This is a genomic window from Synergistaceae bacterium, from assembly GCA_021372895.1.
Taxonomy (GTDB): domain Bacteria; phylum Synergistota; class Synergistia; order Synergistales; family Synergistaceae; genus JAJFTP01.
Genome location: JAJFTP010000081.1, coordinates 1 through 18,003, shown reverse-complemented (window position 1 = coordinate 18,003; position 18,003 = coordinate 1). Strand labels below are relative to the sequence as shown.

Genomic DNA, 18,003 nt, shown 5'->3' with positions numbered 1-18,003 from the left:
ATCGGCATATATTTGCCCCATAATTGACGGCCCCGGGAGTGCAGTCCCGGAGCCGTCATCGCAAAGGAGTGCGTTTCTGTACTACAGCTTAGAATTCATACTCCCAGGAGACAATGAATCTGCGTTCAGGATTTATATAGCCCTGGTTATCGAAAACATACTCTCGATCGAAGATATTGGTGCATGCGAAGATTATTCTATGCGCATCCTGCTTCCAGGAGACCGATGCGTTTACAAGGAAAATATCATCCGGTTTGTAGATCGTGCTGTCGATATTTCTGTCGGCGTAGTAATGTGCGTTCAACTCGCCGGTCCAAGGACCCTTGGCGTAGTTTATGCGTCCCGATACATCCCACCTCGGCATGTCGGAGCGCACCCACGTATCCGATCCTCCGGCCTTCTCATCGGCATCCGTCCATGAAATACCCTGAGTGTAGCTCCAGTCATCATTTAAGTTAAATCTGACCTCTCCTTCCAGACCCCAGGCACGGTACTCGTCGAGGTTGACGTACTGACCGACCCACGTGACAGGATCAGACTCATATTTGATTTTATCTTCCATATTCATATAAAAGAGACCGAAATTCCATGGATGTTTTGCATTGTCATCCTTCACACCCAGGTCATAAGTCCAGCCTTTTTCTGGTTTGAGGTCAGGGTTTGGTATACCGTAGTTTCGGTCAGGCATGAATATCTGGTAAAAACTGGGCATGGAGAAGAAGCGGCCCGCTGTCAAATACCATAGTTGTCCCGAAGGACTTTGCCAATTAAGGGACAGGCGTGGGATAAATTCGTTGACCGTCTCTCCCTCGTCCACTTCCCAGTGTTCATAACGCAGGCCTATATCAAGCCCCATATCTCCTAATGGGACAGTCATTTCAAGGTATGGGGCAAATCCGTCCCTTGTGAGATCGTAAGGCTTGTCTGCTGTAATCCATCCGCCATAGTCGGAAGATCCATTATACTTTGAGCTCTCCTGGCGCCAGTCAAATCCCCAGACTCCGATAAGCCCGAAAATTTCCTGTTTGCGGTTGAACATAAAACCGGCAGAACTGTCTTCGTAATTATAGTTGCTTATAAAAGCAGGATCAGTAAAGAAGGAATATTCCTTTTCATTCTTGTTGTAGTAGATATGCCCGGAATTGACATCATCAGCATAGTTAAGTGCAAACCGCCTATATTTGTTCTCCTGACTGTTATGGTAAACCGGACTGAGAGAAGGTTCATAGGTATTTTCCCACTGAGAGTCAAAGTCGCCCCAGTTTCCGGCAAATGACCATTTTCCCTTTTCAATGCTGAAGACATAGTCGTTGCCGCTGTAATCCGTTGCTTTGTCATAATTGCCGTCTGAGCGCTTCCTGATTTTGACGTCACTGTTTTCCTGTGTTTTTATGTACGCAAGGGTGACCCTCAGATCATCGCTCATCACCGCAGTGCCTCGGATCGACCCCCTGAACCAGCCCTGATCCCCGCCTTCCATCATAATAGAAGCTGTGGATTTTTCCGCACCTTTTTTCGTTATTACATTAATGACACCGCCTGCCGCGTTGGAACCATAGACAGCAGAGCTGGCGCCCTTGACCACTTCAATCCTTTCTATCGATTCAAGCGGGATTGTGCGGAGATCAAAAGGAGAACCCATTGACACGCCTGTGCCGTAGCTGGATGTCATAAATGGGATCCCGTCAACAAGCAGGAGCACTTCGGAGGTAAGCCCGCGAACTGTAACACTCTTATCCAATGCCATTGAAGAACTGTTGCGCAGTCCGTTGACCCCCGGCACTCTGTCGAGAACTTCCTGCGTGCTGCGCGCGCCGCTGTTTTTAATATCTTCACTCGTAATGACATAAGCCGAAGCCGGTACGTCCTGGATATCCTCGGCAAGGCGCGAGCCTGTGACCTCTACCCGCGCTATTTCCCGGACATCTTCATTCACATCCGCACTTTCAGCGGCAAAAGCCGGTACTGAAAAGAGAAATACAACTATCATAAAAAAAATTATCTCCCGTGCTTTCTTCCCTTGATACACACCGCAACACTCCCTCTTATAAAAATGTTTTTTGATCGGAAAACTATCAAAACCCTTCAGTTTGCATATCTCACATCCTCAAGGAGAAAACGGCATAAATAAAGGCAGGACCCCTCACATATCCGAGAGTTCCTGCCCGACAAACCTTATAATGCATAATATAAGACAGATATACTGTCCCATCAGCATAAAGCCTGTCACATCTCGCCCTCGCGATACTCAACGACTGGAATTTCAGCAGGTCTCCTGGCTCCCGTTCATCCTACTCCCGCACCTTCCCATCTTTCGACAGTGGCATCCTGCGGTTTCGTCGCGGCTACAGTAGCGGGGCTGCTCCGGCGTTCAACCGGATTCCCTTGACTGAATTTCCGTTATTCATATTCAAATGCCCTCTAGTTTTACATTATGATTATTCAATTGTCAAGCTATAGCTATTCAAATATGTGCCATATATCGCAGGGAAATATGAGGTACCAGGCAAAGCAACGGCACGTATGGGATGACCATATTCGTATGGTTATCTTTTTATCTTTGCATATTTTCAAGGACGGCAAGAGAGCGTTCGTAATCCCGCCCGAAAACTTCCATAGTCAACACTTTTTCATCTCCGTGGGACATATGTTTGATCATCTCGGCAAACAGGTCTTTGTCGAAGTATGACAGATCAACATGATCGGTCCCGTCCGGTTTGACGCCGTGAACGTGAACGACCCTCGTGCGCGGCATGTAGCGTTTTATCTGTTCGCGGACCGGATATCCGAACTTGATGATATGCCCTATGTCAAGGCATACAGACAATCCCAGTGTATCAACGATGTCCAAGGCCTGTGTTAAATCATAATCCAGCGTTTCGACACAGACTTTTCTTTTGTCGTCGACCGCAGCCGCAATTCGCGCAGCAGATTTTCTGCTTGCATCGCACCATTTCTTCATATCATCGCTCGGTATTTTACCGCGCTGTTCACCGACAAGATGCGATATCCACGCAAACGGCTCCAGCGGTGCAAACAGTTCTATCGTCCGCAGGCATACATCCTCACAACTTACACGCTCACCGGCATCGGGGGAAGTGCAGATATCCACCGGGAAATGGACCGTGCAGGTCATGCCCCGCTCACAGCAGATATCATAAAGTTCCCGCACTTCGTCATGCGACGGCATGTTTGACTGTTCCTGCGTGTCGAAAAGTACTATCTCCATATCGCTTACGTCAGATGAAAGATATCTCAGGTTGTCGGCAAGAGAGCCCTCAATGACCCATGATGTTCCGCCGACACGAAGATTCGGAAACTCTATCCTTCTGTTTTTCATTCCTCTTGTTCCACCTCCGAGGTACATTGACAAGCTGCATAAAAAACCCCATGCAACGCAAAGACACATGCTCCCGTTATATGCGCAAAGCGCTGTCAGGCGTCCGGCAGCACGGATAAAACTCACTATTTTGTCAGCTTGAAGGTGAACTGGACCCTAGCCCTTATCGGGCCCGGACCCCCGGTGTCAAAGCGCCACTGCATGACGGCCCGGACAGCGCTTGAATCAAGGCGTTCGTAGCCGCTGGAATCTTCGATGTCGGCCTTGATCACTCTGCCGTTGTCGATCGTGATAATGATCCTGACCGTGCCTTCCTCTTTGCGTTTACGCGAAAACGCGGGATAGTCGGGAATGATCTTTTTGATAACCCGAAGATCGTCGACATCCGCAATCGCATCTGGCCGTCCGGTGCCGCCGCCCGATCCTGCCACAGCCGCCGATGGGCCTGAGGCCGGCTCGCTGCCGGCGGGGCCTGCCTTTATATCTGCCGCCACTGCCGGACCCGTATCTGAAAGAGTTGCTGGTACCTGCGCCTGCACAGGCCTTACTGTTTTTACATCGGATCTTTGCATAGTTTTGGGTTGGCGCTGAGGCTGTATCTTTGGTTTCGGCTGAGTGACCGGCTTCTGTATCGGCTGTGATTTTCCGGCGTCAGGAGTTATGTCTTTATGTGCCGGCATGGTCCTGAGACTCACCGTCATTATCGGTTCAGGTCCGACATGAAGAACCGTGGGGGGCATAAACAGCACAATAATAAGCCAGTGTATAGCCAGACTAGCAGCTATCGCAAACACCCAGATGCGCCTTTCGCCGGAAAAAATCATCAGTCCTTGTTTCCGCCCCGCATAAGTAACCCGGCGGAGGTAATGCCTTCCCTCCGGAGTATCGAAAGGACTTCGGCGATCGTTCCATATGACGCGCCGCTGTCACCGGCCACAAGTATTTCACGCCCCTTTGCACCCTTAGCCAGCAGCGCGATCTCCTGTTTAGCCACACTTCTTCCATCCCAGAATACGGCGCCGCTCTTTTCAACTGTCACGGTTATGGCTCCCTCCATCGGAGAGACCAGACCGTAACCTGCCGGGAGTTCAACATTAAGTTTCCCATTTACAAAGGACGCCGTCAGGACAAAAAATATTATGAGCATGAACATAACGTCGATAAGCGGCGTTATATCGAGGTCAGCCGTACGACGTGATTTACGCCTTCTCATTTTCTCCTCCGCGACTCGCGAAGTGCTCCCTTATGAGATAGTCAGCACCTCGATTGAGAGTTTCTTCTTCTCCGTCGATACGCGAAATAAGCAGGCCGTGGACGAATATCGTCGGTATAGCGACAGTCAGTCCGGCAACAGTGGTAAAGAGCGCCTTCCATATCCCGCCCGTAACAAGCGTCCCGCTTATTTGTCCGCCCACATGGAGTGAATGGAACATCTCTACCATGCCTAGTACCGTGCCCAGAAGCCCGAGGAGCGGCGCGAGCTTGCCGATGATCTCAAGTATATAAAGGTGTTTTTCCCAGCGGAATATCTCGCGGCGCACCTGCTGTTCGACGAGAAGTTTCATATCCTCCCGGTTCACGCCCCAGTGTGCGAACGCCGCGAAGAAGAGCCTGTGCATCGAGCTGTTTGATAAGTGAACGATGCGGCGCGCTTCATCTATGTCGTGGGCTGAAACCGCCCTGCCGAACGATTCTTCGAGCTTTTCCGCATCCGTCGACGCGCTGCAGAAAAATATCACTCTCTCTATGACGACCGCAAGCGCTACTACGGAGAGCGCTGCTATCACCCACATTATGGTTCCGCCCAATTGCATGTATTCCATCATGTTGCATCTCTCCTGTCACATTTACCATATTATCCGCAAATTCATGTTTTCTGCTTTACTTCGTCTCATCGGTGTGTCTTTTAGCCGCGGGCGGCGCTTCCCGTTCCCCACTCTCACGGTTCCTCACTTGTTGTGCTCGCCAAATGCTTGGACATACCTATTTCTTCGCCCTTAGCAACAGCCACAGGAAGAAGACAGAACCTATGCAGGAGGTGAGTATGCCAACCGGCATTTCCGCCGGAGCCCATAGAATACGCGCCGCAGTGTCACAGAACACAAGGAACGCACCTCCGAACAGAAGCGACGCAACTGCCAGGCGCCTATGGTCGGTGCCTGCAAGCTTCCTGCATATATGAGGGACAAGCAGACCGACGAACCCTATGGGACCGCAAACCGCGACATTTATACCCACAACGAACGAAACTGAGAAAAAGAGCAGCCTTCTCAGCTTTGCCACAGAGACCCCGCGGCTTGCAGCTATCTCCTCGCCGCAGACAAAGAGGTTCAGCTCCGGACCCGCCACAAAAGCAATTACAAATATGATGACAAGCACAGGCAACGTAGCCATTACCGGCGCAAATCCGACCGTCTGTATCCCTCCCATAGACCAGCGCATCATTCTGAATGTGTCAATATAGCCGCTGCTGTACTGTATTATCATGTTGAGGCTGCCAAACAGAAAGCTCATCGCAACTCCGGCAAGCAGCAGAGTAGCCTCTGACATCCCGCCTCGTCTAAGATTTCCAGCCCCATATATGGCGAATGTCGCAGCAAGAGCTCCGATAAACGCTGCGCAGGACAGCCCTGATACAATGCCGAACAGTGTGAAGACATACCCGAGCCGGATATAGACGACAGCACCCAACGCCGCACCGGTAGAAACCCCCAGCATATCGGGCGAGGCGAGATGGTTCCTGAAGAGGGCCTGGAATATCAGCCCGCACAGCGCAAGAGTCGCGCCCGTTATCCATCCAAGCAGCACACGCGGTATCCGGAGGTCCCAGAGTATGCGCATCGTTCCCTCGTCCGCGCTTTTTAAGATATCGCCAAATGGTATATGCTGCACTCCGATAAACGGGGCAGCGATAAGTACAGCTATAGAAAACACGAACAGAGCCGGGATCGAGAAACGTCTCATCTGACAAGCCCCTTCGGCACTACGTAGGGCACATCCTGCCCTTTAGACAGAAAGCTCTCAAACTCAGTCTCGAATATGCCGGAGAGCAGTTCTTTTTCGATAAGTTCGTCCCTGCGGCCCTTCCAGTACAGCCTGCCGTGTTTTATTGCGAGCAGTTCGTCTGCGCCGTGAAGGGCAAGATTTATATCGTGAGTAACAAGCAGGATAGTGATCCCCTGCTCTCTGTTTATACGTTCTATAAGCTCAAGAGTCTCGACCTGATGCCGATAGTCGAGAAAACTCGTTGGCTCGTCAAGGAAGAGGATATCTGTGCCCTGAGCAAGCGCCGCCGCTATTAGCGCCTTTTGCCGCTCTCCCCCGCTGAGGCTGTTTAGTTGTCTGTCAGCGATATCCTCTACCCCTGCGGTAAGAATAGCCCTTCCGACTATTTCCCTGTCTTCCCGCGTCTCGCCGCTAAGTGCCGTCTGCCACGGATAGCGCGACATCATTGAAAACTCACGCACAGTGAACGGCAGTGATTCCGAACCGGTCTGATGCACCCAGGCTATACGCCTGGCAACAGCACGCTCCGGCATCAGGCCAAGGGACGCTCCCTCAAGATAAACGGATCCGGTAAAGTTCCGGTGGAGGCGCCCTATGCACTTCAGCAGAGAGCTCTTGCCGGCACCGTTAGGCCCTATAATGCCAAGGAACTGTCCCCTTTCGACAGAAAAAGATATGCCATCCAGTATACTTATACCGCCGATAGAAAGGGACATATCCCTCACCTCTAAAAACTTGGGCCGGCTCACCATTTGACCTCCGGGTGGATAGCCTTCGCGAAGGCTTTCAGTATCACTGCGACACGCGGCCCAGGACGAAGGTAGACAGTACCGTCCATGATATATACGCGCCCGTTTCTGACAGCACCGACCTCAGCGGCACTGCGCATCCATTGACCCTTGAGATATTTCTCGTTGAATATTGTGTCAAGGTCTATGTTATCCTTGGAATGATAAAATTCACGCTCGCCGACAAGGTCAATGATCACATCCGGATCTATCATCATCAGACCCTCGAGTGAGACCTGGGGATAGGATACCTTCTTCTCTTTGGACGCGTTCTCACCGCCTGCAATGGATATGAGCTCGTTATAAAAATTATTGCTTCCTGCAACATAAAAACTGTTTATCTGAGGTTCGGACAATTCGCGCGAAATGCAGAGCAGCACCCTCTTCTTCGGATGCCCTTTCACTTTCGCGGCAACGGCTGCGACATCGGCGCGTATATTATTGACAAGCTCAGAGGCTTTTTTTTCAGAAGCGCAGATTTTACCGAGCCTAACTATAGAGTCACATATTTCATTGATGTTATTCTGTTTCAGGATAATGTAAGGTATCTTCAGCTTATCCAGCTGCGGGGCAAACTGCTTGTGCATGTCCTGAAGGACAAGCAGGTCTGTCTTCATGGATATGAGGGTTTCAAAGTTGAGCGCAGCAAAATCGCCCATATCAGTTTTTTTTAGGGCCTCAGGCGGATAGTCGCAAAATCGAGTGACTCCGATTATGTTAGGACCCTGTCCAAGCGCGAAAAGCATCTCTGTGCCGACAGGCGTGAGCGAGATTATTCTCTTTGGAGCAGCTTCCGCGGAAATGGAAACCGAGAACAGCAGTATTATCAGGAAAAAAGCAAACAGCCTCATTTTATGCAAAATCAACAGCTCCTTCAGGCGGGCATCAAAAAAGGGAGCACGCCGGCTCCCTCCCATTTCACAGTGAGGATGAACAACGCCCGCGCATAACATCCATCATCTGCCTCAGGTCGCCTGACTTCCCTCTTTGGGTCACAGTGGCGGGGCCGCTCCGGACTTTCACCGGATTCCCCCCTGGCAGATGCGATTATTCAATTTGCTTAACGCTGCTCCGGCTGCAGGATGTTACAACGTACGATCGGAGCTGTGGACATATAAAAACAGCATATGTATTTTATCACACTTTCTCGTACAAACCACAGGCTGAGTTCCAGAATGTTCCTCTGTTGTTGGTTTATTCGCTGCAGATATTGCGAAGCTTGCCTATGCCATCGATTTCAACTTCGACAAGATCTCCGGCTTTCATCGGACCGACTCCCTCCGGCGTGCCCGTCGCTATCACATCGCCCGGTTCAAGCGTCGCAAATCTGCTGATGTGCGATATAAGCCGCCTTACCGGGAATATCATCTGCGAAAATGAGGCCTGCTGGACGATCCTGCCATTGAGAGTGGTGCGTATGCAGGCATCCTCAGGCATATCGCTCGTCATCAGTACGGTCGGCCCAAACGGAGCAAACGTATCAAAGCTTTTTGCGCGCGTCCATTGTCCATCGTCTTTCTGCATCTCACGCGCTGTCACATCGTTCATTATTGAATAGCCAATGATATGGCCGATAGCCTCTTCTTCCGTTATGTTGCGGCCGCCCTTGCCTATGACCACTGCGAGTTCACCCTCATAGTCAATGCGCCCGGCCCAGTTTGGGATCCTGATGAAATCGTTTGAGCCTATTATCGCCGTAACGGACTTCATGAATATCAGCGGTTCCTTTGGCACTTCATTATTGAGTTCTTTCACATGTCCAAGGTAGTTGCGCCCCACGCACCAGATCTTCTTTGGTATCAGCGGCGGCAGGAATTTGACCCTGTCGACAGGATAGCTCAGACGTATAGGAGACAGCCCCGTAAAAGGATCTCCCTCGACAATATCTATAGAGTTACCGCGTATCTGTCCTGAGTAAGAGCGCCCATCGACCCAGAAGCGGCAGTAGCGTATTGGCTGTTCTTTCTTTACCATAAAAAATTCCTCCTTGATATAAAACCGCAGCTCCTGTCTGAAGTTATAAATGTTGTAATCAATAATGGTTCCGTACTGACGGGGCAACAATAGCCGACGCCGGGATGTCAGCGATCCCCTATATTCGTCTCAAGTGCGTTTGCTATCCTCTCAAGCCCCTCGGCAAGCTTGGCGCGCGGCGTTCCCACGTTGATGCGGGCAAAACCGTCGCCCTCGATCCCAAAGCTCAGTCCGTTGTTAAGCGCGACATTAGCCCTGTTGACCAGGAAATTCTCCAGCGTCTGAGAATTAAATCCATAGCCTCTGAAATCTATCCAGAATATATACGTTCCTTCGGGATGGTCCATCTTCGCCTTCGGCATGCGTTCACGCACAAATTTCTCAGTGAAGTCCCTGTTGCCTTCGAGGTACACCATAAGCTGGTCCAGCCATTCGGCACATTTACCGTACGCCGTTTCCATCGCTATAAACCCAAACATATTGAGTGAGTTCATGTGAAAGCGTTCAAGCACGGAGATGTAGCGCCCCCTCAGGGTCTCGTCGGGAATGACGGCAACCGAGGCTTTCAGTCCCGCTATGTTGAACGTCTTGCTCGGAGCTATGAAGGTCAGCGTCCGAGATCCCGCATCCTTTGAAATTGACGCGAAGCATGTATGTTTTGCATCACTGAAGACCAGATCCTGATGGATCTCATCTGCAATTATCAGCATATCCTTGCGCTCGGCAAGCTCAGCCAGCGCCGTGAGCTCATCCTTAGTCCAGACGCGAGCGACCGGATTGTGCGGGCTGCATAGGATAAGGGTGCGGCATGTGGGGGTGATAAGTTTCTCTAGTCCGTCAATATCCATCACAAAACGCCCGTTTTCTCGTCTCAGCGGATTTTTGACTATGTGTCTGCCTGCGTCGTTTATGATCCTGTAGAACGGCGGATATACCGGCGTCTGTATGATGACGCTGTCTCCGGGCTTGGTGAACGCCATCAAAGAAAAGGCGAGACCCGCGACTACGCCTGGGGCCCATGTTATTGCGCTCTTATCAAAGCTCCACCCATGGCGGGTCTTCTCCCAGTTCATTATAGATCTGAAGACATTTTCCGGGACAATAGGATAACCAAGCACGCCATGGTCGATTTTATTACGAAGGGCATCAAGCACCTCCGGAGGAGCGGCGAAATCCATATCTGCGACCCACATAGCCAGCAGGTCGTCTCTTCCGAATGTCTCCTTAAGCCAATCCCATTTTTCGCAATTGGTATTGTGCCTGTCTATATAGCTGTCAAAATCGTATTTCATTGGCGACGCCTCCCATTCATCTGTAATAGTATAATGTTAACATATATTCATCCGCCTGACGCAGAGCCGCAGATGTCAAACGTCAGTTTTATCCGTTGCAGAGAACCTGCGGATGCCGGCTTCGGTCAAGAAGATATGGGACAAAAAATTAAGGGAACACTGATTGGAACACCAACTGACCGCTTTTTTTATTATGATATACGCAAGCAAAAAAACACTTGCGCATTATTGCATGTCGCGACACAATATCCTATGCTCCTATTACAAGGGCTCGCTGCCGGACTTTTTTGCTGCTGGCAAAACATCTGATATTCAGGAGGAACATCATTATGGCAGATAAATCTGCAACTGAGACAGAATTATCCCTCGGCGGAGGCGCTGTTTTACCTAAACGCGAAGATATCCCTGATACATACAAATGGAAGCTGAGCGATATCTATGAAAGTGAAGCTAAGTGGGAGGACGAATTTAAGCTTATAAAAATACGTCTGCCTGAGATCGCGGCATTTAGGGGCAGACTTGGAGAATCAGCCGCGACTCTGCTGGATTGCTTCAAACTGCGGGACGAACTTTCCATAACACTTGGCAAGCTAGTAGTATACGCTAACATGAAAAGTCACGAGAATACGGCGGAGTCAAAGTACCAGGGGCTATCCAACAGGGTCTCCACTCTTTCCGTTGAATTCTCGTCCGTCACAAGTTTCATCACACCTGAGATCCTTTCAATACCGGATGAAAAATTAAAAGAATACGTCGAAGATCCGGCACTGAAAGATTACGCGTTCGGACTGAAAGAGCTTCTGCGCCAACGCGGACACGTTCTGTCACAGGCGGAAGAATCAATACTTGCCCGTACCGGCGACATGGCCGGCATTGCGGACAATGTTTTCTCAATGCTGACGAACGCCGACATGCACTTCCCCTCAATAAAAGATGAGAATGGGAAAAGCATAGATATGTCGGAAGAGCGCGCCGTCTCATACCTCCGTTCGAGGAAGCGCGATGTGCGCAAAGCGGCGTTCAATTCGTTGTACAAGCCCTATCTGGAAATGAAAAATACTCTGGGGGCAACTTTCGACGGTATGCTCAGGACTTCAAAGTTCTACGCCGAGGTACGCAAATATGATTCCCCCCTATCTGCCGCACTGGACGGAGACAACATCCCCGAGTCCGTCTACAGCAGCCTTGTCGACACGCTTGAATCAAACCTTGCGCCAATGCACCGCTACATGACCATGCGCAAAAAGGTCCTGCGAGTCAAAGAACTCCACATGTATGACTTGTACACGCCCCTGGTCCGGGAGCCGTTCAATGACATATCATGGAGCGAAGCAAAGCAGATGATGTATGATTCACTTGCCCCTCTTGGCAATGAATATCTTGCTCAGGTAAAAGAAGGCCTTGACAGCGGCTGGGTAGATGTTTTCCCAAACAAGGGGAAACGCAGCGGCGCATACTCCTGGGGAAGCTACGGCACACACCCGTATATCTTCATGAACTACACGAACAGCCTCAATGATGTATCAACGCTGGTACATGAGATGGGACATTCAATACACAGCTATTACTCGCGCAGGAGCCAGCCTTACGCTACTGCGGACTATTGCATTTTCACCGCTGAGGTCGCTTCAACGACCAACGAAGTCCTCTTCCTGAGCCACCTTATTTCCGCTACCGAAGATAAGAGGAAAAAACTGTATCTCCTGAACCGCAGGCTCGAAAACATCCGAACTACCGTCTACCGGCAAACTATGTTCGCATCATTCGAGCATGAGGTCCACAAGCGAGCGGCAACAGGCGATGACACGACACCGGACGGCCTTCGATCCCTCTGGTACGACCTTAACAGAAAATACTACGGGCCGGATATAGTAATAGACGAGGCGCTTAAGATGGAGTGGGCACGGATCCCGCACTTCTACAACCCGTTCTACGTCTATCAGTACGCCACCGGCTACTCTGCCGCAACCGCGCTTGCAAAGGATATCCTTGAAAAGGGGAAACCGGCCCGTGATAAATACCTTAGCTTTCTTTCCATGGGCGGATCAGACTATCCGATCAACCTGCTAAAACACGCAGGAGTGGACATGAGCACACCGGCGCCTGTCAAAGCTGTCGTTAAAATATTTGTGGAGACACTGGACGATATGCAGAAACTGCTAGAAAAATAACCTCAATATGCAGTGGGGACCGTTCCTTTCGTTTGTCTTGATCGCCTGCTATACGCCGGGACCGAACATTATCTTTGCGATGAACACAGCGCGGCTCTTCGGCTTTAGAAGAGCGCTGCCGCTGATTTTCGGAATGGCCGTGGGGTTGTTTGCCGTGATGACGCTCAACGCGCTCGCAAATATATTCATCGCCGAGATAATGCCGCAGATATTGCCTTGGCTGCGCATAGCAGGTGCATTATATCTTCTCTGGCTTGCATGGAAGGTTGCTTTCCCGCAAAAAACGGCTGGAAACAAAAATCTCCTTCAGGAAAAAGTTCCCGGGATCATTGACGGGTTCACTCTGCAGTTTCTGAACCCAAAAGTCATTCTGTTCGGTTTCACTGCCATGTCAGCCTTTATAGCACCATGGACAAATTCAAAAGCTATCTTCTTCCTCTGCGGCATATTCCTGCTCGTAAATTGTGTGGCAGCGCTTATAATTTGGGCTCTTTTCGGCGATGCGCAGCGCCGCTTCTTAACGAAATATTCAAGGATGACAGACATAATAATGGGATGCCTGCTCGCATGGTGCGCTTTTACTGTCTCGGGGATCTCACGTTTTTTCTAAATATCTCAAATTAAATATTGAACTCAACCACTCTTTTAGTTTATAATATTCAAACCAAAAATTGAAATTAAGGAGCGTGCTCTGTTATGCCTTCAAAATTTACAAAGGTCGTTATCGCGCTTGGCGGCAACGCACTCCAGGAAGCCGGGACTCCTCCTACTGCGGAAGCGCAGCTTGAAGTTGTCCGCAAAACATGTGAATTCCTGGCGGATATAAGCTGCAGGGGATATGAGATGGCCATAGTCCACGGCAACGGTCCGCAGGTCGGGCGCATTGCGCTTTCACAGGAGATAGCCGCCAAACAAGATCCAACTCTTCCCGCAATGCCCTTCGACGTATGCGGTGCAATGAGCCAGGGCTATATCGGTTACCAGATACAGCAGTGTCTCCGCGACGCGCTCAGAAACCGGAACCGTAACGTCCCTGTGGTTACACTGATAACACAGGTGATCGTCGATGAGAACGACAAGGCATTTGAGAATCCGACAAAACCCATCGGTCCCTTCTACTCGGAGGAAGAGGCTAAAAGGCTTCAGAAAGAAAAGGGCTACACCGTAAAGGAAGACGCAGGACGCGGCTGGCGCAGAGTAGTAGCTTCACCGACACCGAAGCGTATCGCTGAACTTGATTCCGTCAAGCGCCTCTGGGATTCAACAATAGTCATAACAGCCGGCGGCGGCGGGATCCCTGTAATAGAAAACCTCGACGGATCGCTTACAGGCGTCGCTGCCGTCATAGACAAAGATCTGGCGGCTGAACGCCTTGCGGAAGACATGGAGACAGATATCCTCCTCATTCTAACCGAGGTGGATAAGGTCTGCCTGAACTTCAATAAGCCGAATCAGCAGGAATTGAGCCATATAACGGTCCCGGAAGCCATCAAATACATCGACGAGGGCCATTTCGCAGCCGGCAGCATGCTCCCCAAGGTGATGGCTGCAATCAAGTTCGCACGCCGATTCCCCGGCAAGAAGGCCATCATCACATCGCTTTACAAAGCCACAGAAGCTCTTGAGGGAACAGAGGGCACCGTAATAACAATGGCATAAAAGGCAAATGCCATCATTTTACGCTATGACCCCAGCAAAAATTGGAACTCGATACTAGATTTAACAATAACACCCATGGTTGATACTTTCAATGTTGCATTATTTCTGGCAAGTCCTATCCGCTGACCGGCCCTCTGAGCATTCGACCGGATAGGCAGTTACCGGTCATATATGGATCCGCATTCGGAAAGATTCCAACCGCCCTTGTCCGTCTGCGGATCTCTAAACAAAAAACTTACTTCATCCCCAAATTGGCAGTATAAATACAGGAATGAAGGTTAAATCAGACTATGCCAAGTACCGCGGCCCAGAAAGGTATGGATATTATGCCTAGCACAGTCGTTGATGCAACAAGGTCAGCCGCATAGTCGCCGTCCATGCCCATTTCCTTCGCAAGTATGAAACAGTTCACTGCCGACGGCATTGAACTGAGCATGACTGTTGCCTGAAGCAGGGGGCGCGGTATCGGAAGAAGGATGAGAAGCCCCCACATAAGCGCAGGGTGTATAAAAAGTTTGATAATCATGTCCGCCCATGTGGAACGAAGCATCTGAACGACTCTGCTTATCCGTGACAGCTCAAGCGTACCTCCGAGCGCAAGGAGTGCAACAGATGTTGCCGCGTTACCCATCAGTTTCATCGTCTCATCAAGCACAGTCGGAAGTTTTTCAAGGCCGGTCAGTGCCAGAGCAATACCTCCGAAACATGAGATGATAAGCGGATTGAGGGCGATCCTTTTAAGAATGCTGAGAAAACCTGGAAGGCTTGGCTTTCCGGAAAGTGCGATCTCGCCGGTCATTATCGAAAAAAGCTGGAACGATATAGTGCTCACCGCAAGGTAAATTGAGGCATTGTGGAGCCCGGACTCCCCCATCGCAAGATACATAACGGGAAAACCGAGGTAGATGTTGTTCGCACGTATTGAAGAAAAAGCTGAGACAGCTATGCGTCCGGTATTACCCTTGTGGAATATATATTTCGCCCCGCACCAGGCTATGATTATAGTTAAGATATAACAGACATTGAGCGCAAGCAGCAGGTTCGGCTGGGAGAGGATCTCCCTTCCGGAGATAAACGTTGTGCGGAAGAGAAGCGGGGGAAGTATGACCCAGTAGAGTGTCTTGGTGAGCGTTTTTACATCCCTCTCGCTATAAAAACCACGCACCCTCAGGAGATTACCAGTTATAATGATTATCATCAGAGGAAGTACAAGAAATAGACCAAACATGCGCATATGCCCCTTCATCAATATATCATCGACTGATTATAACCCCGAAGGACCGCTTCGGGTGGAGGAATAACCCATGAAAATATCGGGATCGGTATCCTCGGCGTTTAAAAAATCTTTGAGTTTGTCTCTTTCTGCCATATTTATTGCCTTGATATTGCTTTCAGCGACGGTCACTTCGGCAGCGGCTGACAGCGTCGGCAGCGGAAAACCGGACAAAATGCCGGAGATGCATTTTTATGTACTAAACGTAGGACAGGGAGATTGCTCCCTTTTCATATTCCCGAACGGACAGACGATGCTGATAGATGCAGGAACGGAGGATTCCGGCAAGGGCATAGTCAGATATCTTAAGAGCTGCGGCGTTAAAAAAATAGACTGTCTGGTCGCGACTCATCCGCACTCCGACCACATAGGCGGCATGAAGACCGTCATAGAAAAGTTTAAGATAGGTAAAATTTGGGATTCGGGCTTTATCCTCGGCTCAAAACCGCAGAAAGATTTTTATATAACGATAAAGAACAAAAATATACGTTTCGGACGTCCGAAACGCGGTTACTCGGAAAAGTTCGGCGAAGTGCTCGTTGAAGTGCTCGCTCCGGCGGCAGAGTTGAGGAACACAGACAGCGACGCGAACAACAACTGTCTGGTGCTGCTCATAACCTATGGCAAAGTCAGTTTTCTCATGGCGGGAGACATGGAGGAAGAGGAGCGCAGGACAATAGAACCATTGCCTCTGTGTGCCGTGCTGAAGGCAGCTCACCATGGCAGCAAGAACGGAACGGACATGCGCATGCTGCGCGAGACATCTCCAATCGCAGTCATACTCAGCTACGGGAAGGACAACTCCTATGGATTCCCTCACAAAGAAGTAGTCCTGGCTCTTTCTAAGATGCGTATCAAGCGTTTTGACACAGTCAACGGAGCTCTGAAATTCCGGACTGACGGCATCAGCCTTACTTATCCGAAAAACAGGGAGGTATTCGCAGTTGAAAAATAAAACCGAGACTGTATTCGTTGATTCGATCAACGGAAATGTGTGCAGGCTTCTCATAGGAGAAGCTGCGGTACCTGTCGAAATGCCGCTCGCTCTCCTGCCTGAAGGAACAGCCGAGGGCGACTGCTTCTCTATGATTTTCGAACCAAACGCCGAACTTCGCGCACAGACTTTAAAAGAGTCGAAAATGTTACTTCAAAAACTCGGCGACAACCCCTGAATTTTAATGGATCAGCCGCTGTAAAATATTTGCAGCATACAGACATATCTGACATTACAGTTTATTTTATCATCAAAGTTTAATTTGACTTTTTCATTTGCGAAGCCTGAGACCATAAGAGGCTATTATAAGTATAATATATAAGAATTTGTAATAGCGCTTTAGGGAGGGGGTCCTACAGGATGTCACTGTTACGCATCGGTATCATACAGACAGACGTCAGGCTCGGTGACAGGGATGGCAACTATGCCCGCCTAGAAGATCTGCTCAACAGCAAATGGGTTTGTTCCACAACAGAGACGGCGGTGATACTTCCAGAGATATGGGATGTCGCTTACGTTATTGATGCTCCGGGTTTATATGGAGACCCGGATGCACATCAGGCTGCCGCTTTTCTCGGCGGGCTTGCAAAAAAACACAACTGCTGGTTCGCCGGAGGCTCGGTTCTTGCCGTGACGGATGAAGGTGCGTTCAATCGCGCGATGGCTGTGACACCGGAGGGTGAATATCTCGCGTACTACGATAAGGCCCACCTCATACCACTGATGGAAGAAGATAAATACCTGCAAGCGGGGGACAGCAGGACACACTTCATGCTCGGCCCCGTACATGCCGCAATGGCGATATGCTATGACCTGCGCTTCTGCGAATGGCTCAGGCTGTATGCGATTGAGGGTGCGGAGATACTTTTCATCTCAGCCGAATGGCCGGCATCCCGCATTGATCATTGGATCACGCTGCTTAAGGCACGCGCGATAGAAAATATGATGTATGTGGTCGGCTGCAACAGGGTCGGAACGTCCGACGGGACCCTCTTCGGCGGTCACTCAATGGCAATAGATCCTTGGGGAGAGGTGCTGTACGAGGGCGGGGACAGAGAAGAATTCACATTTGTGGAATTTGATACCGATAAAGTAAAAAAAGCACGTGACTTCCTGAAAGTCTTTAATGTCAGACGTCCTGAACTGTACAGGGAGAATGCAGATGCATGTGATTGACCTGCGGAAGAAGTACTTTATAGATCCGCGGCTGATGGCTTACTTTGCCGCTTTGACTGTAATTACCGGCTTGGCCTTTGTCTTCTTCAGCAGCTTCAGCAGCAGCGTTAACCAGGACAGACTCATCGAGGAAAACAAGCAGCTTTCCGAGATAGCGAGCATGACTGCCGGGTACGTAAGGGAACGCGTCAACCTGCAGATGCTGTTCACCAGGACGGCGGCAAATCAGATAAAAGTCCTCGGCGGGCCAAATGAGCCGGCGGCAGCTGTAATTCTGCGTGAGGCAGTAAAAGAGGGCGGCTTCGAATCCATGTCCATAATCTTTCCTGA

18 protein-coding genes and 2 riboswitches are annotated in these 18,003 nt (G+C 50.1%); of the genes, 7 read left to right on the top strand and 11 right to left on the bottom strand.

The window, feature by feature from the left end; all coding sequences use genetic code 11:
- Positions 1 to 88 precede the first annotated feature (88 nt).
- The 10 genes from LLF78_07485 to LLF78_07440 form a co-directional block, all read right to left on the bottom strand.
- The gene (locus tag LLF78_07485) at positions 89 to 1,990 is read right to left on the bottom strand and encodes a TonB-dependent receptor (protein ID MCE5202337.1); all 1,902 of its coding nucleotides are present in this window, start codon (positions 1,988 to 1,990) and stop codon (positions 89 to 91) included.
- Positions 1,991 to 2,247: 257 nt separating this feature from the next.
- Positions 2,248 to 2,409: riboswitch (cobalamin riboswitch) on the bottom strand.
- A 145-nt stretch (positions 2,410 to 2,554) separates the two neighbouring features.
- Positions 2,555 to 3,340 carry a TIM barrel protein gene (locus tag LLF78_07480; GenBank protein ID MCE5202336.1) on the bottom strand — a complete coding sequence of 262 codons (786 nt, stop codon included), beginning with the start codon at positions 3,338 to 3,340 and terminating at the stop codon, positions 2,555 to 2,557.
- 125 nt (positions 3,341 to 3,465) lie between these two features.
- Positions 3,466 to 4,164, bottom strand: a complete 699-nt coding sequence (locus tag LLF78_07475; GenBank protein MCE5202335.1) for an energy transducer TonB — start codon at positions 4,162 to 4,164, stop codon at positions 3,466 to 3,468.
- Complete coding sequence (locus tag LLF78_07470; GenBank protein MCE5202334.1) at positions 4,164 to 4,553, bottom strand: biopolymer transporter ExbD; 390 nt, start codon at positions 4,551 to 4,553, stop codon at positions 4,164 to 4,166. Before LLF78_07470 ends, LLF78_07475 begins: the two co-directional genes overlap by 1 nt.
- Positions 4,540 to 5,166, bottom strand: a complete 627-nt coding sequence (locus tag LLF78_07465) for a MotA/TolQ/ExbB proton channel family protein (protein ID MCE5202333.1) — start codon at positions 5,164 to 5,166, stop codon at positions 4,540 to 4,542. The genes LLF78_07470 and LLF78_07465 overlap by 14 nt, the downstream gene beginning before the upstream one ends.
- Before the next feature lie 157 nt (positions 5,167 to 5,323).
- On the bottom strand, positions 5,324 to 6,304 hold the full coding sequence (locus LLF78_07460) for an iron ABC transporter permease (protein ID MCE5202332.1): 981 nt from the start codon (positions 6,302 to 6,304) through the stop codon (positions 5,324 to 5,326).
- Positions 6,301 to 7,062: an ABC transporter ATP-binding protein gene (locus LLF78_07455; protein MCE5202331.1), complete on the bottom strand. Its 762-nt coding sequence runs from the start codon at positions 7,060 to 7,062 to the stop codon at positions 6,301 to 6,303. Before LLF78_07455 ends, LLF78_07460 begins: the two co-directional genes overlap by 4 nt.
- 29 nt (positions 7,063 to 7,091) lie before the next feature.
- The gene (locus LLF78_07450; protein MCE5202330.1) at positions 7,092 to 7,985 is read right to left on the bottom strand and encodes a helical backbone metal receptor; all 894 of its coding nucleotides are present in this window, start codon (positions 7,983 to 7,985) and stop codon (positions 7,092 to 7,094) included.
- 117 nt (positions 7,986 to 8,102) lie between these two features.
- Positions 8,103 to 8,166, bottom strand: a riboswitch (cobalamin riboswitch).
- A 162-nt stretch (positions 8,167 to 8,328) separates the two neighbouring features.
- Complete coding sequence (locus LLF78_07445; GenBank protein MCE5202329.1) at positions 8,329 to 9,108, bottom strand: fumarylacetoacetate hydrolase family protein; 780 nt, start codon at positions 9,106 to 9,108, stop codon at positions 8,329 to 8,331.
- A 107-nt stretch (positions 9,109 to 9,215) separates the two neighbouring features.
- Positions 9,216 to 10,400 (bottom strand): pyridoxal phosphate-dependent aminotransferase, encoded by a 1,185-nt coding sequence (locus LLF78_07440; protein MCE5202328.1) that lies wholly within the window; start codon positions 10,398 to 10,400, stop codon positions 9,216 to 9,218.
- 329 nt (positions 10,401 to 10,729) lie between these two features.
- Between LLF78_07440 and pepF the strand changes: the two genes are divergently transcribed.
- From pepF to arcC, 3 genes are all read left to right on the top strand, one after another.
- Positions 10,730 to 12,571 (top strand): oligoendopeptidase F, encoded by a 1,842-nt coding sequence (gene pepF, locus LLF78_07435; protein ID MCE5202327.1) that lies wholly within the window; start codon positions 10,730 to 10,732, stop codon positions 12,569 to 12,571.
- 7 nt (positions 12,572 to 12,578) lie between these two features.
- Positions 12,579 to 13,181: a LysE family transporter gene (locus LLF78_07430; GenBank protein ID MCE5202326.1), complete on the top strand. Its 603-nt coding sequence runs from the start codon at positions 12,579 to 12,581 to the stop codon at positions 13,179 to 13,181.
- A gap of 86 nt (positions 13,182 to 13,267) precedes the next feature.
- Positions 13,268 to 14,230 carry a carbamate kinase gene (arcC, locus tag LLF78_07425; protein ID MCE5202325.1) on the top strand — a complete coding sequence of 321 codons (963 nt, stop codon included), beginning with the start codon at positions 13,268 to 13,270 and terminating at the stop codon, positions 14,228 to 14,230.
- A gap of 283 nt (positions 14,231 to 14,513) precedes the next feature.
- Here arcC and LLF78_07420 read toward each other — a convergent pair whose 3' ends face one another.
- Entirely contained in the window at positions 14,514 to 15,458 is a 945-nt protein-coding gene (locus LLF78_07420) for an AEC family transporter (protein MCE5202324.1), read from the bottom strand.
- A gap of 76 nt (positions 15,459 to 15,534) precedes the next feature.
- Here LLF78_07420 and LLF78_07415 point away from each other — a divergent pair, with 76 nt between their 5' ends.
- The 4 genes from LLF78_07415 to LLF78_07400 all read left to right on the top strand — a co-directional run.
- Positions 15,535 to 16,458, top strand: coding sequence for an MBL fold metallo-hydrolase (locus LLF78_07415; protein MCE5202323.1), 924 nt, complete (start codon positions 15,535 to 15,537; stop codon positions 16,456 to 16,458).
- On the top strand, positions 16,448 to 16,675 hold the full coding sequence (locus tag LLF78_07410) for a hypothetical protein (GenBank protein ID MCE5202322.1): 228 nt from the start codon (positions 16,448 to 16,450) through the stop codon (positions 16,673 to 16,675). The genes LLF78_07415 and LLF78_07410 overlap by 11 nt, the downstream gene beginning before the upstream one ends.
- 182 nt (positions 16,676 to 16,857) lie before the next feature.
- Positions 16,858 to 17,673, top strand: a complete 816-nt coding sequence (locus LLF78_07405; protein MCE5202321.1) for a carbon-nitrogen family hydrolase — start codon at positions 16,858 to 16,860, stop codon at positions 17,671 to 17,673.
- On the top strand, positions 17,660 to 18,003 hold a 344-nt coding region (locus LLF78_07400), incomplete at its 3' end, for a hypothetical protein (GenBank protein ID MCE5202320.1). The genes LLF78_07405 and LLF78_07400, both read left to right, overlap by 14 nt.

Bases quoted from the DNA above. Each gene is read 5' to 3' on its own strand.
- LLF78_07485 (MCE5202337.1), bottom strand. From the start codon at position 1,990: ATGATAGTTGTATTTCTCTTTTCAGTACCGGCTTTTGCCGCTGAAAGT.
- LLF78_07480 (MCE5202336.1), bottom strand. From the start codon at position 3,340: ATGAAAAACAGAAGGATAGAGTTTCCGAATCTTCGTGTCGGCGGAACA.
- LLF78_07475 (MCE5202335.1), bottom strand. From the start codon at position 4,164: ATGATTTTTTCCGGCGAAAGGCGCATCTGGGTGTTTGCGATAGCTGCT.
- LLF78_07470 (MCE5202334.1), bottom strand. From the start codon at position 4,553: ATGAGAAGGCGTAAATCACGTCGTACGGCTGACCTCGATATAACGCCG.
- LLF78_07465 (MCE5202333.1), bottom strand. From the start codon at position 5,166: ATGATGGAATACATGCAATTGGGCGGAACCATAATGTGGGTGATAGCA.
- LLF78_07460 (MCE5202332.1), bottom strand. From the start codon at position 6,304: ATGAGACGTTTCTCGATCCCGGCTCTGTTCGTGTTTTCTATAGCTGTA.
- LLF78_07455 (MCE5202331.1), bottom strand. From the start codon at position 7,062: ATGTCCCTTTCTATCGGCGGTATAAGTATACTGGATGGCATATCTTTT.
- LLF78_07450 (MCE5202330.1), bottom strand. From the start codon at position 7,985: ATGAGGCTGTTTGCTTTTTTCCTGATAATACTGCTGTTCTCGGTTTCC.
- LLF78_07445 (MCE5202329.1), bottom strand. From the start codon at position 9,108: ATGGTAAAGAAAGAACAGCCAATACGCTACTGCCGCTTCTGGGTCGAT.
- LLF78_07440 (MCE5202328.1), bottom strand. From the start codon at position 10,400: ATGAAATACGATTTTGACAGCTATATAGACAGGCACAATACCAATTGC.
- pepF (MCE5202327.1), top strand. From the start codon at position 10,730: ATGGCAGATAAATCTGCAACTGAGACAGAATTATCCCTCGGCGGAGGC.
- LLF78_07430 (MCE5202326.1), top strand. From the start codon at position 12,579: ATGCAGTGGGGACCGTTCCTTTCGTTTGTCTTGATCGCCTGCTATACG.
- arcC (MCE5202325.1), top strand. From the start codon at position 13,268: ATGCCTTCAAAATTTACAAAGGTCGTTATCGCGCTTGGCGGCAACGCA.
- LLF78_07420 (MCE5202324.1), bottom strand. From the start codon at position 15,458: ATGTTTGGTCTATTTCTTGTACTTCCTCTGATGATAATCATTATAACT.
- LLF78_07415 (MCE5202323.1), top strand. From the start codon at position 15,535: ATGAAAATATCGGGATCGGTATCCTCGGCGTTTAAAAAATCTTTGAGT.
- LLF78_07405 (MCE5202321.1), top strand. From the start codon at position 16,858: ATGTCACTGTTACGCATCGGTATCATACAGACAGACGTCAGGCTCGGT.